This window comes from Rhodococcus sp. 14-2470-1a, assembly GCF_002259425.1.
GTDB classification, from domain to species: domain Bacteria; phylum Actinomycetota; class Actinomycetes; order Mycobacteriales; family Mycobacteriaceae; genus Rhodococcoides; species Rhodococcoides fascians_E.
Window position 1 is genome coordinate 326,384 of record NZ_NPFZ01000029.1, and the last position, 14,412, is coordinate 340,795.

General features: G+C 63.7%; 17 protein-coding genes. All 17 read left to right on the plus strand.

The window, feature by feature from the left end:
* Nucleotides 1-58: 58 nt before the first annotated feature.
* A complete protein-coding gene (locus tag CH292_RS19210; protein ID WP_094655471.1) occupies nt 59-1,480 on the plus strand; it encodes an HNH endonuclease in 1,422 nt (473 codons plus the stop codon).
* Entirely contained in the window at nt 1,480-1,959 is a 480-nt protein-coding gene (locus CH292_RS19215; protein WP_179278008.1) for a hypothetical protein, read from the plus strand. The genes CH292_RS19210 and CH292_RS19215 overlap by 1 nt, the downstream gene beginning before the upstream one ends.
* The gene (locus tag CH292_RS19220) at nt 1,956-3,065 is read left to right on the plus strand and encodes a hypothetical protein (RefSeq protein WP_143545772.1); all 1,110 of its coding nucleotides are present in this window, start codon (nt 1,956-1,958) and stop codon (nt 3,063-3,065) included. Before CH292_RS19215 ends, CH292_RS19220 begins: the two co-directional genes overlap by 4 nt.
* Before the next feature lie 8 nt (nt 3,066-3,073).
* Nucleotides 3,074-3,331 carry a hypothetical protein gene (locus CH292_RS19225; protein WP_143545773.1) on the plus strand — a complete coding sequence of 86 codons (258 nt, stop codon included), beginning with the start codon at nt 3,074-3,076 and terminating at the stop codon, nt 3,329-3,331.
* A complete protein-coding gene (locus tag CH292_RS28650; RefSeq protein WP_143545774.1) occupies nt 3,321-3,848 on the plus strand; it encodes a hypothetical protein in 528 nt (175 codons plus the stop codon). The genes CH292_RS19225 and CH292_RS28650 overlap by 11 nt, the downstream gene beginning before the upstream one ends.
* On the plus strand, nt 3,845-4,213 hold the full coding sequence (locus tag CH292_RS19235) for a hypothetical protein (protein WP_143545775.1): 369 nt from the start codon (nt 3,845-3,847) through the stop codon (nt 4,211-4,213). Before CH292_RS28650 ends, CH292_RS19235 begins: the two co-directional genes overlap by 4 nt.
* Before the next feature lie 1,051 nt (nt 4,214-5,264).
* A complete protein-coding gene (locus CH292_RS19250; RefSeq protein ID WP_094655479.1) occupies nt 5,265-5,759 on the plus strand; it encodes a hypothetical protein in 495 nt (164 codons plus the stop codon).
* Nucleotides 5,760-5,897: 138 nt separating this feature from the next.
* On the plus strand, nt 5,898-6,407 hold the full coding sequence (locus tag CH292_RS19255) for a hypothetical protein (RefSeq protein ID WP_256978303.1): 510 nt from the start codon (nt 5,898-5,900) through the stop codon (nt 6,405-6,407).
* Nucleotides 6,397-7,440, plus strand: coding sequence for a terminase (locus CH292_RS19260; RefSeq protein ID WP_094655481.1), 1,044 nt, complete (start codon nt 6,397-6,399; stop codon nt 7,438-7,440). Before CH292_RS19255 ends, CH292_RS19260 begins: the two co-directional genes overlap by 11 nt.
* Nucleotides 7,424-8,050, plus strand: coding sequence for a terminase (locus CH292_RS19265; protein WP_094655482.1), 627 nt, complete (start codon nt 7,424-7,426; stop codon nt 8,048-8,050). Before CH292_RS19260 ends, CH292_RS19265 begins: the two co-directional genes overlap by 17 nt.
* Before the next feature lie 17 nt (nt 8,051-8,067).
* Nucleotides 8,068-9,501, plus strand: coding sequence for a phage portal protein (locus CH292_RS19270; RefSeq protein ID WP_094655483.1), 1,434 nt, complete (start codon nt 8,068-8,070; stop codon nt 9,499-9,501).
* On the plus strand, nt 9,479-11,371 hold the full coding sequence (locus CH292_RS28960) for a hypothetical protein (RefSeq protein ID WP_179278009.1): 1,893 nt from the start codon (nt 9,479-9,481) through the stop codon (nt 11,369-11,371). Before CH292_RS19270 ends, CH292_RS28960 begins: the two co-directional genes overlap by 23 nt.
* A complete protein-coding gene (locus tag CH292_RS19280; protein ID WP_094655484.1) occupies nt 11,368-11,616 on the plus strand; it encodes a hypothetical protein in 249 nt (82 codons plus the stop codon). The genes CH292_RS28960 and CH292_RS19280 overlap by 4 nt, the downstream gene beginning before the upstream one ends.
* A 161-nt stretch (nt 11,617-11,777) precedes the next feature.
* Nucleotides 11,778-12,530 carry a hypothetical protein gene (locus tag CH292_RS19285; RefSeq protein WP_094655485.1) on the plus strand — a complete coding sequence of 251 codons (753 nt, stop codon included), beginning with the start codon at nt 11,778-11,780 and terminating at the stop codon, nt 12,528-12,530.
* 61 nt (nt 12,531-12,591) lie between these two features.
* Nucleotides 12,592-13,032, plus strand: coding sequence for a hypothetical protein (locus tag CH292_RS19290; RefSeq protein ID WP_094655486.1), 441 nt, complete (start codon nt 12,592-12,594; stop codon nt 13,030-13,032).
* Nucleotides 13,033-13,074: 42 nt separating this feature from the next.
* Nucleotides 13,075-14,121 carry a major capsid protein gene (locus CH292_RS19295; RefSeq protein ID WP_094655487.1) on the plus strand — a complete coding sequence of 349 codons (1,047 nt, stop codon included), beginning with the start codon at nt 13,075-13,077 and terminating at the stop codon, nt 14,119-14,121.
* Complete coding sequence (locus CH292_RS19300) at nt 14,121-14,411, plus strand: hypothetical protein (RefSeq protein WP_094655488.1); 291 nt, start codon at nt 14,121-14,123, stop codon at nt 14,409-14,411. Before CH292_RS19295 ends, CH292_RS19300 begins: the two co-directional genes overlap by 1 nt.
* Nucleotide 14,412 lies beyond the last annotated feature (1 nt).

Consider the following 14,412-nt stretch of genomic DNA (forward strand, 5'->3'; position numbering starts at 1 on the left):
GCCACCCGAACTCGCCCCCCGATACGCCCCCTTTGCTGCTATCTGACAAGGATATCCGTTGCCGTTCTTCCAGCTGGTCGACGAGTTGTCCCAGAATCGCAAGATTCGGGAACTGTTGGACCCCACGCTCGACGGGGACACCGCTGGCTGTGTCGCGTTCACGGTATGGGCTGTTGCCGGTACGTCATGTCAGGCCGCAGGCACCGACGGAGTCGTCAAACGAGCCGACGTCGCCCGCATCCTGCTGGACCCACACATGGGTCTCGACGCTGCCGCGTATCTCGTCCGCGTCGGACTGTGGCACGAGACAGGTCATTCCTGCACTCGCTGCCCACCCGTGAAAGAGGGCACGTACCTCTACCACGACTGGTTCGACATCCGCTACGACACAGGCGAAGCCGTCAGGCTGAAGAACCGCAAGCTCCGGGAACTGAAAGACCCGAAGCTGGTCGCCCAGGTGTGGGCGAGGGACTGCATTGAACCCAGCAACCCGAACGTCGGTCGCTGCCGATACTGCCGGGTGGAGCTCAAACGCTCCGACCGGAAGTCGTCCCTGAAACCTCACATCGATCACGTCGATCCGACTGTCGCTGACGGAGTCCGCAATCTCGTTCTCGCGTGCTCCGACTGCAACAGCAAGAAGGGGAATCGAACACCGGCTGACGCGGGCATGACGTTGCTGCCGCCTCCGCGTCCGGTGGCCGAAGAAACACGCGTGGTCTCGCCACCACGATCCGATGACGGGTTGGTTTCGTCTCCGCAGTCCGACGCAGGGTTGTCTTCGACGGGTAGCTCCCGCGAAGGCGTACTCGCCGGCCGCGACGCAGACGCTTCCGTACTCGCCGGACGTGGCGACGCAGGGACGCGCACGACCACCGGACGCAGCGCATCACGCGCCGCCGCCGATACGTCCATCGATGGGGCAGGCTCGCCGGGGAAACCCGACGCCGGGACAGACCCCACCGAAACCGACGCATCGACGCAGCGGCCGCAACGCATCCCCGCCGATACGGATCAAACCCCGATCAAAACGGATCAAACCCGAAATCAAACTGACGGCACTGTCCTCGCGAGGGCGGGGGCAGGCGCGCGCCAGGCAGGGTCAGGGCAGGGTAGTGGTTTGGGTAGGGGTGTGGGGAAGGGTCACGTCTCTGGGTCTCCCGCTCCTGATCCCTCACCGGAATCCACTTCACGTAAACGGGGACGTCGCAGATCTCGTGGTCGTTCCCGAACCACCCGCACAGCAGATACCGGTGATCCCTCCCCGGATCAGAACATTCACCACCACGATCCTGTCTCGACCCCGGCGCGCGAATCGACGTGGGATGCCGGTGCAGCTCCCGACGTCGATGTGCCAGCTCGATTCGGATCTCCGTGGGCTGGATGGGTCGGACCGCCGTCGGCGGTGACCGAAACCATCTGCCCGACACACCAAGTGCACGAACCGTGCTTCCAATGCAAGAACCCCGACGAGGAGTGATGACCATGTCCGGCCAGGAGGACTTCGCCGCTCGTGCTCTACAGATGCTCGAACAATCGGCTGATTCGGATCTCGACCACGAGTCACGGATGCGCCTAAATGCCCGCGCTCAGGTGTACGCCACTCTCGCGCAAGGTCAGTCGGCCCAACCGGCGACGGCTGAACCGCGCCCAATCCCTGTGCCACAGTCGTCGTCGGTCAGGACTGTCGGCCGCCTAGTTCTACGAGGTGCGGCGACCAAGGATCGACTCAGCCTTCGGAAGTCGGCGCAAAATCGCATGTATGAACTGTTGCTGGAACACGGCGGCGTCGAGGCTAGCGAAACGTTCATCACCGAAGACCGTTGTGCACGCATCGCTGGCGAGATCGTCCAGGGTAAGTACGGCGACATTGATCTGGCTACTGAAACCGAACTCGTTTTCTACCTCGGTGTCCTCGGCGAAGCGCAGAGAATCGTCGCGATCGATGGGGCGCTGTGACTGCGATGATCATCGAGACCCCAACCAGTGTGTGCGTACTGCCGCACAAGCGAATTCCCGACAGGGATGAACCGTTCACTCGGCCTGACGGCTCGACCGGTGTCGGTGACGGATCGACGCCTGTGTGGGATCGGATGGTCGACGGTGGCCGCGCTGTCGCGGCATCGCACGACGGATCGACTTTGTGCCGTGGGCATCTGACGCGGTTGCAGGATCTGATCGCCTCGACGCCCCGAACGGTCGAGTGGATGCGCGAGCAGATCGAGCCGTCGAACACCGCTCCGGATCGCAGTGCCGGGTACACGAAACCGTCGAAGAAGGAACCACCGCTGCCGATCTCGGCGGCTGCTGTCGACTCGGCTGACGAGGAGCTCGTGTTCCTGTGCGAGTGGGCAGATCAGGTGTCGAAGGATCGCAGCGAGATCGGTCCGGACTTGGCCGGCGCCCGAACGACGTGGCGGTCGACGTACCGTCCGCTGACGCCGTTGCAGCGGGAACGGCGTGTGGTCGGATTCCGGGCGATCGACCCGGCCGTTGTGAACGCGACTGTGAACGGTGTCGCGACGTACTTGTTGACGCGGCTCGATTGGATCGCGCAGCAGGAGTGGGCGGGCGAGATGATGTCGGAGCTCGCAGCGAATCGTGGCAGGCATCTGCGGCGGTGGCCACTCGGTGACACTGCTCGGCGGGTGAAGGGGTATCGGTGTTTGAAGTGTCACCGCGAATCGATCGTCGTGCATCCGCCGGCGCACGCTCCGCAGTATGCGGAGACCGTCGTGATGTACGAACCGCCGGAGCATTACCCGCCAGGGGGCATCGGCCCGCGGCATCCGCTGATCCCTCGGCCGCGTCTCGACAACTGGGGTCGCCCGATGCTCGACGCTGACGGTGAGCCGATGGTGCACGTAACCCGCGAGGAGATGTACGCGCATCCGATGCTCGTCGCCTGCTCGGATCTCCGCTGCGGTGAGCGAGTCGACGAGGTGTATTGGGAGTGGGCTCGGTTGGTTGCGGAGTCGGGCAAAGACATTCGAGACAAGGACATCAAAGTCAGGGCGATGGGTTCGACGTCCGGAGCGAGCATCTTCGAAGGGAACGGGTGGTAGTCATGCGCATGACCAAGCGGCGATGCCCTCACTGCAACTCCGCCGTCGACGCGACAACGCTGGTCGGTGAGGGGACTAGTGCTCCGGATGCGGATGACGTCAACGTGTGTCTGTATTGCGCCAAGGTGTCGGTGTTCACGGCATATGGCCTGCGCTTAGCGACCGACATCGAGGCTGCCGAGTTCGAAGAGGACCCGGACGTACAGCTCGCGGTCCGAACTGTCGAGACCCTGATCTTGAAGAACGGATTGAACGATGGCCTCTGACCTGTCACCCGAAGCCATCATCGCGCCCGAGGTTGTGATGGCGCGTCACGCGATCAGTTTCCGCAAGGTGCCCGTTAATCTGCAGATCGAATGCGACCGTCACGTGGCCTGCGAAGGTTGCGGCTGGGTCTCGTCCGACTGCAAGAACACAGACCCGCGTACCGAGCATGCTTTGCATCAGCTGGAGAGGCTGCGGCACAACGGACACACCGTCGTGCCAAGTGGGGCACGTAAAAACGCGCATGTCACTCAGCATGGAACGACCGCAGAATACGAGTTCGGATGCCGATGTGCGAAATGCAAGAACGCAATTCGCGTCAGTGTCGCTGATCGTCGTGAGCGGCGACGCCGCGAACGGGTGAACATCGACGGGCGTCTGGTGCATCCACGGGCTAAGCACGGGCAGAACTCGGGCTATCACAACTTCGGTTGCCGGTGCCAGCCCTGCGTGGACGCACACACTGCGATGAAACGGCAGGAGAGGGCGAGGGCTGCTGCGAGGAAGGAAAACGGGTGAGTCTGGGACCGATGTATCACTGGTCACCTCGGTCTCGCCTGTCGGGCATCAAGCGTTTGGGTTTGGTGCCGGGCAAGCGAAACATCGAAGGTCCGGTTTACCACGATCCGGGCGACCCGGGAATGGGAGAGTTCGTGCAGCCAGGCGTCTGTCTGTCGCCTGATCCCGCTACGGCATGGGCCTATTCGCACGGGGCTTGGCGGACACCGGGGACATTCGATCTGTGGCAGCTGTGGCTTGCGGATGAGGATGAAGTCCATGTCCTGCCGCAATGGGGGCACCGAATCGTCGAGGTGCGTGTGCACAACCGGATCAAGAAGAGCCGGCTCGTGTGGATAGCTGAGCGAGAGGGCACGAGGTCATGACGCAGGATCCTCTCGATGTGGACTCGGAGGAGTACGTGACACTTGCGACCGCAATGAAACGAACGAGCCGATCGCGCAGGACGATTGGGCGGTGGGTGAAGTCAGGTGCGGTGCGGGTGCTGGATCTTGGTGACGTGCGCGGGTATCACCTCAGTGACCTGCTCGATGCGGAAGCACAGGCGCATGCCAACGCGACACGCGTGCGCACACAGTAGATGCGGTGTGACCAGCATGTGCCCACCCGATGGTGTACTCTTCGCGTAAGCGATCGGTGACTCTGCGTCCCGGTCGCTGTCGCATGTCCGGAGGTAGTGATGCCGAGAGCAGCGAAGCGAGTGTGTTCGGTACCAGGCTGCCCATCCATACAAGCTGGCCCGCTGTGCGTCGAACATGCACGCGAGCGCGAGCGACACCAGCGTCGAACGGTACCGACCAAGATGACGAGAGACAGTGCCGAGCAGACACGCCGAGCACTGGCTGTCTCCGATTGGGTTGTGAAGCACGGCTACTGGTGCCCCGGCGTTCTGCGTCCCGGACACTCATCGCGCGACCTCACCGCAGCCCATGACCCACCGATCGCGCTCGGGGGCGACCCTCGCGGCACACTGAAAGTCCACTGCCGTTCGTGCAACAGCCGCCAGGCAGCCCGCTTTTGATCGCTGCGCAAGCCTCTGACCAGCGAAAATGCAAAATGGTTCGCGCAGGTAACCAACGCTCTGACCTGCGGAAACGCACCCCAGGGGGGTGCCCCCTGAGGCCCCCTCTCAAGGTTCGCCGTGGGGGAGGTCGCTAAATGGTGCGGAGGGTTCAACATGTCTGAGATTGCGCCGCCTTCGGCTGGTGAGGTCGCCCTTCAGATCGGCCGAAAAGCGAAGAGACATCCGACGACGCCGAGGTTGTGTTCGACGGCGCCGACGGTCAGATAGATGTCTTCGTGGCCTCGGCGTATGAGCAGTCGTTCCGAGTCCGCTACACCCGCTGGGAATTCGTCGGCCTGCTGTGGCGCGGATGGATCGTCCTTTTCCGAACTCCGAGATAAGGGAGCTGTCACATGCCAGGTGACATCACAACATTCAGAGCGCGTCAGGCCAAGGTCGATGCGATGCATTTCTACGGCACCGCGGAATCAGGACGTGCAATCGTCGACTGGGTGTTCCGACTCGGCGGGATCGCAGAATGGCGCGACGCGCAACCAGCTTTTCAAGACGCCGACGGCAAAGGCCGTGGCTCACAGCCTGGCGCACTGTACGTAGGCGCGATTCCGGTCCCCACCAGATCGTGGGCGGTGTTGTCGGATGGGCAGTGGTCGGTGATGCCCGACGAGTTCTTCGTCGAATACTTCACTGCCGCACCGGACATTCCGCGCTCGATCATTGTGGACTACGGCGGGGTCGGGAAGCTCACCGTCGACGGCGAGGAGTTTCCGTATCCGGTGTCGGTCGACCACCCGATCCAGTCTCAGGCAGTGGCCGGCAGATTCACCGTCGTTACGATCCCAGTCCTCGTCGAGAAGTTCTACAGCAATGCCAAGCGTCCTGATGCGTGACTGGACGCACGAGCTCGTCGCGTCGTGGATCCGCAAGCTCGCTCATCGGTTCGGCTGGTTCTGATCTTTCGCTCGGCGCAATGCCGCGCGGTTTTTCGAGTGCGGCGCAATGCCGCCGGTGGGAGTTGATGAGTCGTGGTGAATCACGGAGGTGCACGGAATCGGTCGGGACCGGCGGCGAACATGTACTCGGCGCGGTCGGATGCGCGAGACCTGCGGGCTCGGAAGCTTCCTGTCGGCGGGTATGACGGGGACTTCCCGCCGCTGTCTGATTTCCTGCCCGACGCGAAAGAGCGTGAGGGCCAGGTATGGGCGCAGGCCTGGCGGTCTCCGCAGGCCGATCAGTGGATTCGCGAGTCGTGGCGCCACCGAACGATTGCGATGTGGGTCCGGTGGTCGGTGAAGATGGAAGATCCTGAGGCACCGGCCGCGACGGCTGCGGCCGCGCAGCGTCTCGCTGACAGCATCGGTATGACGCCGGCCGGTCTGAAGGAGAACGGCTGGCTGATTGTGGCCGACGATTCGACCGACAATCCCGAGCAGAAGGCCAAGCAGTCCGCGGCGAAGAGATCGGTGGGCCGCACGATGGCCAACGGTAAGAGAATGCGCGCCGTCGCAGCGCCTACGACCCGCGACGATGACGACTGAGGGTTTCGTAGTCGACTTCCCGACGCTGGCCGACGTCGGGGATCCGTGGAAGCAAGCGCACTGCTCGATACCGGATGGGTTCGATCAGGGTAAGCCGTTCGTCAGTTCGGACTGGCAGTTCTGGTGCGATGCCAACCATTACCGCGTCAAGCGGAGTGCCCGGTGGCAGCCGAAGAAGCCGTTGATGAACGAGGCGTTCCAGTACCGGCGCTCACTGGTCGTCGGTCCGCAGAAGTGCGGGAAGGGTCCGTGGTCGGCTACGGGTATCGCGCTCGAAGCGGTGGGCCCGTCACTGTTCGCCGGGTGGGCTGAGCCGGGCGATGGGTACGCGTGCTCGGACTGGGGCTGCGGTTGCGGGTTCGAGTACGAGTACGAGCCGGGCGATCCGATGGGCATGCCGCATCCGTCGCCGCTGATCCAGATGACGGCGACGTCGGAAGATCAGGTCGACAACGTCTACCGGCCGCTGAAGACGATGATCAAGAACGGCCCCCTCGCCGACTTGATGCTGATCCGGGAAGGGTTCATCCGGCTACCGGGTGACGAGAACCGGGTCGACGTCGTCACCGCCTCGGCGAACAGTCGCCTCGGTAACCCGGTCTCCTACGTGCTGCACGACGAGGACGGCCTCTACACGAAGTCGAACAAACTCATCAGCGTTGCGCAGACACAGCGTCGTGGTCTCGCCGGTATGCGCGGCCGTTCGATGGCGACGACGAACGCGTGGGATCCGTCGGAGAAGTCGGATGCACAACTGACGTGGGAATCGCGCGCAAAAGACGTGTTCAAGTTTTACCGGATTCCACCGAAGCAGTTGTCCTGGAAAGACAAACGCGAACGCCGCAAGCTGCTGAAGTTCGTGTACGCGGATTCACCATGGGTGTCGATCGATTCGATCGAGGCAGACGCGGCCGAGCTGAACGAGCGCGATCCCGCCGAAGCCGAACGGTTCTACGGTAATCGGCTGGTCAGCGGTCAGGGCACATGGCTGAAGGCCGGACTGTGGGAGAGCGCATATGCCGGTAGCGACTAAGCAGGAACGGTTGTGGCTGCCGAATCCACCTCGCGGAACGATGATCTGCGCAGGGTTCGACGGATCGCTGAACAACGACTGGACAGCGATCCGGTGCGAAACCCGCTCCGGCCGCAGTTTCACCCCGCGGTTCGGGCCGGACAAGAAGCCGACGATCTGGAATCCCACCGAGTACAACGACGAGATTCCCCGCGACGAGGTGTACGCGGCCGTCGACGAGATCTTCTCGCGTTGGCACGTCGCCCGAATGTACTGCGACCCCGAGGATTGGGAATCGGAGATCGGGGACTGGTCGGTGACACACGGCGACGAACATGTCTTCGAGTGGCGCACCAACCGCACAGCGCAAATGTATTCGTCGATCCGGCGGTTCGAGAACGATCTGCGTAGCCGGCGGATCAGCAACGACGGCTGCCCGATCACCGAGACGCACATGTCGAACGCGCGTAAGGCCGCGAAGACCGGTCAGATGTACCTGCTGCAGAAACCGAACGAGCACCAGAAGATCGACGCAACGATGGCGTCGATCCTCGCGCACGAAGCATGCGCCGATGTCCATGTCGCTGGCTGGCCGGAACCCGTCGACACCAGAGTGTTCTGCCTGGCCTGATCCGAAAGAAGGTGCCCATGGTCTTCTTGCGCACCGCGCTTTCCGACGACGAGTCGAACATGGTCGAGAAGATGCAGGCCAAGCTGCATCGCCGCAAGCGGTTCGATGATCGGTTGCAGGCGTACTTCGAAGGTTCGGTCCGTATATCGCAGCTCGGTCTCGCTGTGCCACCGAATCTATGGGTGCTCGAGACGATCGCGAACTGGCCGCGCGTGCAGGTCTCGGAGATCTCGAATCGTCAGCGGATGCGCTCGATCATGCGTCCGGATCAGGTCGTGGCCGACGCTGCGCTGATGGAGGGCTTCCAGGCGAACAACCTCGCCTCGGAGGCCTCGCTGAATCACACGCAAACGATGGTGTTCGGCCGCGGCTTCGTCTCGGTGGGCACGAACGAGGATGACGACGAGCATCCGCTGATCTCGATCGAGTCGCCGCGCGAGATGACGTGCCTGGTGAACACCCGTCAGCGTCGGATGGATGCCGCGATGCGCACGTTCCGCAGTGAGGACGGCGACCTGTTGGGCACCTTGTTGCTGCCGAACAAGACGATCCAGATTTCGTTGCGCGCGGGCGGCTGGCGGATCGATGAGGTCGGTGACGACAACGGTATCGACGAGCACGACCTCGGCCGGGTCCCGGTCGTGATGTTCCTCAACCGACGGAAAGCGGGCGAGTGGGACGGAGAGTCGGAGATGACCGATGTCATCCCGATCACCGATGCGGCCGCGCGCGCGTTGACGAACTTGCAGTACGCGCTGGAGACACATGCGACGCCGCAAAAGTGGGCACTCGGCGTCGACCAGAAGGACTTCGTCAACGAGAAGGGCGAGCCGATTCCCGCGTGGGAGTCGTACATGCACTCGGTGTGGTCGACGAAGAACGACAAGGCGAAGTTCGGCAACTTCACGCCCTCCGATCTGCGGAACTTCCACGAGACGGTCAGCCTGTACGGAGAGATGGCGTCGTCGGTCTCGGGTCTGCCGCTCCGGTACTTCGGCAAGAACACCGCCAATCCCGCTGCCGAGGGCGCGATCCGCGCGGACGAGGCCCGGATGATCAACAATGCCGAGAACAAGATGATCGACAACGGCGCTGCGTGGTCGTGGGTGGCTGCACTGTACGAGCGGTTCCGGACAGGGGAGTGGCTGCCCGGCAATCAGATCACCGTCGAGTGGTACAACGCTGCGACGCCGACGAAGTCGGAAGAGGCAGATTCGATTCAGAAGCTCAACGGCGGAACCCCGGTGTACTCACGGGAGGGGTCGTGGGACGAGATGGGTTGGTCGGAAGCGCGGAAGAACCGTGAACGACAGTACTTCGAGAAGGAAGAGTCCGATCCGGTATTCGACCGCCTCAACCGGAGGCTCTCCGATGTCGCCAACCGTAACGTGGACGCGGGCGAGGGTTCTGTGACCCCGTCGAACGTCGATGCTGCCGCAACCGTCCGCTGAGAACTACCTGCGGCAGCAGGACATTCAGTCGGAAGCCCTTGTCGCCGCGACGCAAATCTGGGGTCCGCGACCTCCGAAGGATTTCGATTCCTGGTTCGCGGCGAACGTCGATCGACTCGTTGCTGTCGTGGCGTTGGCGCAAGACGCTGCCGTGGCCGGCGCCGAGGACTACGTGGACGACACGCTCGACGTACTCGGCACTGCCGTTGCCCCGATCGCGGAGATAGCGCCCGGATCTCTGGTTGGCATCGCCTCCGACGGGCGGCCGCTGGACTCGTTGATGTACGGACCGATCATCAGCGCCAAGGGCGAGATCGGAAAGTCCATGGCCGCGGGCAAGTCGTTCACGAGCGATATCGCTGCGCAGGCATGGCAGACAGGGCTGCAAGCACTTCAGATGCGCGTCCAAACACAGGTCGCCGACGCCAATCGCGTGGCCACCGGTTTAGCAGTGACCACTCGCCCAGGGACTGGCTATGTGCGGATGCTGAACCCCCCGTCGTGCTCACGGTGCACGGTGTTGGCAGGGAGGTTCTACCGCTTCAGCGCCGGGTTCCTTCGGCACCCGGGCTGCGATTGCCGCCACGTACCGGCACGCGAAGAGGACGCAGAGGACCTCCGCACAGACCCGATGGACACTTTCCACTCGCTGAGTGCGGAGATGCAGGACCAGATCTTCACCATTGCGGGCGCGCAGGCTATTCGAGACGGCGCGGACATTGCGCAGGTGGTGAACGCTCGTCGCGGCGCCAACGGTCTCGCTACTGCGGGGCAGCTGATGACACGCAGTGTGTACGGGCGGCAATTGATCACGACGACCGAAGGCGTCACCAAGCGCGGTGTAGCTGGAAAGTTGATTCGCGCACGGGGCCGAGATCCGGTGACGACTCCGCGTCTGATGCCCGAGGACATCTACGACCTCGTCGGTGGTGACCGCGCGGAGACCCTGCGTCTGTTGCAGCTCAACGGGTACGTTCTCGATCGGTCCGGCCCGGCGGCGGGTGCGGGCTCTCGGACGGGCCTGGTCCCGAAGCTCAACGGCGACCGTGGTGTTGTCGATCTCGATGCGGCGCAGCGTGCACGACAAGCGCAGCAGCAAGTGCAGGCGCTGGAGGCCGAGCAACAGTTGCTCGCGCAGGGACGCCGGATCGCGGAGGACGCCGCCGATCTCGGTGCCCAGCGCCGCGCGGCAGCGCCGAGATTCCCGTTCTCGGTCAGTGCGGGTGTTCCTGCCGAGGCGGAGCGGGCTGCGAGGGAGTCGATCGCACGGATCCCGGTGAGCGTGCGGGAAGAACTGAATCGTCAGACGGTGCAGCTGTACATGGCACGCAAGGTCAGCCTCCTCGACGATCAGGCGGTGCGGGCTCGCTACGCGAACTTGGTGACAGCAGACGGGCGTCTCGCCGACGACGTATCGTTCTTCTCTCCCAACTCCGGTGACGTGATCATTTCGACTGATCCCGGTCACGGTTCTGTTGACCTGGTTGCGCACGAGTTGGGGCACGCTATCGATTACCGGGCTCTGCGTCGGAACCCGCCTGTGGTGTCGTGGCAGGAGCAAGGGTCTCGGTCGCTGCCTGCATCGGCCCGTGCGGCCGCGCAGAGGGAAGTGTCCACAACGGTGTACGCCGTCCAAGACGATCCATACGTCAAGTGGGCGCACGATCGGGTGTCGAAGCTGTACGGCGACGCGTATTACCGACTCGGGTCAGTTGGCACGAAGAAAAGCGGCCGCTCGGAATGGGTCGCGGAGGGATATGCCGCGGTGTTGAACGGCAACCGATCGCGTCTCGAAAACATTTCCGGCTACGATAACCAGGCAGCGGATGTGCTCGCCTGGACGTTCCGGAGATTGGGGCTGATCGAATGATTGCACCGGTCCTGGTTCTCGGCGGTTTCCGCTACTTGTCCGTCGACGGCACGATATTGCAACCCGACCGGGTGTTCTCCGACGCGGACATTGCCGCCCAACGGGTATTCGACTCCGATTTCGATCCGGAGATCGAGAGTGCGCCCGGGGACCCGGAGATCATCAATCCTCGCCGCCGACCGTATTGGGAAGCAGTGGCGCAGCGCGCCGGCTACCAGCTCGACGATCTACTGACCACCCGATAGCCGACACCACAGTAGGGCCCCGCACGCACCAGCGTCGGGGCCCTTTGTCGTCGCTGCACATCGTTTCTCGATCGGTGTGCTGTTCCATCCTGGGTCCGCACCGGGCCAGGGTCCGCGCCGCCCGCAACGGGCAGGCTGCTCACGAAGGAGTCACACCCGATATGAAGCGCACCATTCTCACTGCCGCACAGTTCGCCGCCCTTGCGAAGCGTCCACCGGTCACGGTCTGGAATCAGCAGCCACGTCAGCAGCAGTTCGAAGGCGGCGACGGGGCCGGCGACGGTGATGGCGGCGACGACGGTTCGGATGGTGATGACGGCAGCGGCTCCGGTGACGGTAGCGATGCCGGCGACAAGGATGGCGGCGACGGTAGCGATGCCGGCGATGGTGACGACGGCGGCGACGACAAGAAGCTCGGGCCCGCCGGCGAGAAAGCTCTGAACGCCATCAAGGCGAAGGAGAAGGATCAGCGCACCAAGCGGATCGCCGCCGAGAAGGAGAACCGCGAGCTGAAAGCGAAACTCGCGGAGAAGGACTCCGGCAAGCCTGGCGGTGACGAAGAGCAGCGCAAGCGGGAGTCCGAGATCACGGCCCGCGCGAACGCGAAGATCGTCCGCTCGGAGGTCCGCGCAGCGGCAGCTGGTCTGCTCGCTGACCCGGCCGATGCACCCAGGTTTCTCGACCTCGAGCAATTCGAGGTGGGTGAGGACGGCGACGTCGATTCGTCCGCGATCGAAGATGCGATCAAGGAACTGATCGAGGACAAGCCGTACCTGGCCGCGCAAGGCGGCAAGAAGAAGCCACCGCCCAAGCCTGACGGACGTCAGGGTGGCGGCGGTGGTCGAAGAATGTCCGGCTCCGATCTCGGCAAGGCAGAAGCTGCGAAGAGATTCGGCAACCGAGACAAGAAGTAGCCGCGCGAATTCACGGCCAGCACACCCAATTCCCATCTCACCCTTTGAAGGAGGGACGAGCATGACTTCCATCGCAGTGCAGAGCACCGAGTTTCAGAACGACAACCGGCAGTGGCTCCTCAGCCCGCACGGCACCGACCCGGGAACGACCCCGTCGATCACCCTCGACGTCTCGACGTTCACGCAGGCCACTCACTACCCGAACGGCTTCATCGTCTCGGGCATCGTGATCGCGCAGATCACGGCCACCAAGAAGTACGGACCGGCGGACAGCACCGCCACCGACGGCCGACAGACCCTCACGCCCAGCACCGTCGGAATCCTGTTCGCAGGACGCAAGATCCCGAACCTGCTGGACCTGACCAAGGACGTCGGTTCCGCACTGCTGGTGCACGGCTTCGTCGACCCCGCCAAGCTGCCGATCGCCAACGCGGCCGCCGGCGGCGGATTCCTCACCACTGCCGCCCGAGACGCACTGCGTCTCATCCACTTCGCGTCCTGACTCGGGCCGCCTGAAACTCGAACCGTCTCGAAAGGACACGCAATGCCTCAGTTCCTCGACGCGCCGGTGCCACCCGACGCTCTCACCACCTTCGTGCGTGAAGTCCCCAAGCCGCGCAACAACCGCATCTCCGAACTCTTCACCCAGCGCACCCTCGACACGAACACTGTCGACTTCGCCGAGATCGTGAAGACGAACCGGACCGCGAAGTACCGCAGCTTCGACGGACGCATCCACGTCTCCAGCCGGGACACCGGTTCGGAGAAGCGAGTGCCTCTCGCTCCGCTGTCGAGCTCCTCGCCGGCCATCGGTGAATACGAGCGCCTGCAGATGGAGTTCGCTCGCACGCAGGGCACCAACAAGGCCGCGCTCGAACGCGCCGTCTACAACGACGGCGAGAACCTCACCAACGAGGTCTACAACCGAATCGAGCTCGCCTGGGGTGACGTCCTCACCGACGGCAAGCTCACCATCAACGAGAACGGCTACCAGGACGAGGCCGACTACGGTGTGCCCGCGAATCACTTCGTGGCCCCGGCTGCAGCTCCGTTCTCGAACATCACCACCTCGACTCCGCTGACGGATTTCGTCAACTGGTGCGACACCTACAACGCCACCAACGGGTTCCTTCCGGGTTCGATGCTGACGACGTTGCAGGTGTTGCGCTACTTGCAGCGCAACAAGGAGATCATCGACGCCGTCTTCGGCGCGACGCAGGGCCGCACTCACGTCAACCGTGCGGAGCTGAACAACCTGTTCACCTCCGAAGGGTTGCCATCGGTCCTCGACCCGTACGACAACATCCTCGACGTCGACGGTGTCGCGACGCGGGTTCTGCCGAACGACCGCATCATTCTGCTGCCGCCGAACCTGGAGGATCTGGGGTTCACCGCGTACGGCACGACGGCCACCGCTCTGCGGATGGCGGACTCCGGCGAGATCGACCGCGCCGAGGTCGACCCGGCCGGCATCGTCGCCAAGGTCACCAAGGTTGACGGCCCGCCGGTCCGCGAGTTCACCTGGGTCGACGCGTGCGGTCAGCCGATCCTCTCGAATGCCCGCCGCCTCATGGTTGTGGATGCGTTCTGATGGCCCGCCTCGCAGCGTTCGTCCACGTGGCGGACAAGAACGGTGAAGTCCACGCCTTCGGCCCCGACGACGACGTACCCGCCTGGGCGGTGAAGCTGATCGGCAACCCCGGCGCCTGGGAAGAGGCACCGGAGTCAGCGAAGGCCTCGCCGCGCAAGACGACGAAACCCGCGGCGCCGAAGCCTGTCGTTCCGGAGTCCGACACTGCACCCGCACCGGAGGCGCCGGCAGCCAAGCCCGTGCCGGGTGAGGCATTCGCCGCCGAGTCGGGTGAACACCTGGAGGACTGAG

What these genes read in the sequence shown, in the direction of transcription:
- CH292_RS28960 (WP_179278009.1), top strand. Translation starts at nt 9,479, where the DNA reads ATGCTGCCGCAACCGTCCGCTGAGAACTACCTGCGGCAGCAGGACATT.
- CH292_RS19270 (WP_094655483.1), top strand. Translation starts at nt 8,068, where the DNA reads ATGGTCTTCTTGCGCACCGCGCTTTCCGACGACGAGTCGAACATGGTC.
- CH292_RS19290 (WP_094655486.1), top strand. Translation starts at nt 12,592, where the DNA reads ATGACTTCCATCGCAGTGCAGAGCACCGAGTTTCAGAACGACAACCGG.
- CH292_RS19300 (WP_094655488.1), top strand. Translation starts at nt 14,121, where the DNA reads ATGGCCCGCCTCGCAGCGTTCGTCCACGTGGCGGACAAGAACGGTGAA.
- CH292_RS19260 (WP_094655481.1), top strand. Translation starts at nt 6,397, where the DNA reads ATGACGACTGAGGGTTTCGTAGTCGACTTCCCGACGCTGGCCGACGTC.
- CH292_RS19250 (WP_094655479.1), top strand. Translation starts at nt 5,265, where the DNA reads ATGCCAGGTGACATCACAACATTCAGAGCGCGTCAGGCCAAGGTCGAT.
- CH292_RS19225 (WP_143545773.1), top strand. Translation starts at nt 3,074, where the DNA reads ATGACCAAGCGGCGATGCCCTCACTGCAACTCCGCCGTCGACGCGACA.
- CH292_RS28650 (WP_143545774.1), top strand. Translation starts at nt 3,321, where the DNA reads ATGGCCTCTGACCTGTCACCCGAAGCCATCATCGCGCCCGAGGTTGTG.
- CH292_RS19295 (WP_094655487.1), top strand. Translation starts at nt 13,075, where the DNA reads ATGCCTCAGTTCCTCGACGCGCCGGTGCCACCCGACGCTCTCACCACC.
- CH292_RS19265 (WP_094655482.1), top strand. Translation starts at nt 7,424, where the DNA reads ATGCCGGTAGCGACTAAGCAGGAACGGTTGTGGCTGCCGAATCCACCT.
- CH292_RS19280 (WP_094655484.1), top strand. Translation starts at nt 11,368, where the DNA reads ATGATTGCACCGGTCCTGGTTCTCGGCGGTTTCCGCTACTTGTCCGTC.
- CH292_RS19285 (WP_094655485.1), top strand. Translation starts at nt 11,778, where the DNA reads ATGAAGCGCACCATTCTCACTGCCGCACAGTTCGCCGCCCTTGCGAAG.
- CH292_RS19215 (WP_179278008.1), top strand. Translation starts at nt 1,480, where the DNA reads ATGACCATGTCCGGCCAGGAGGACTTCGCCGCTCGTGCTCTACAGATG.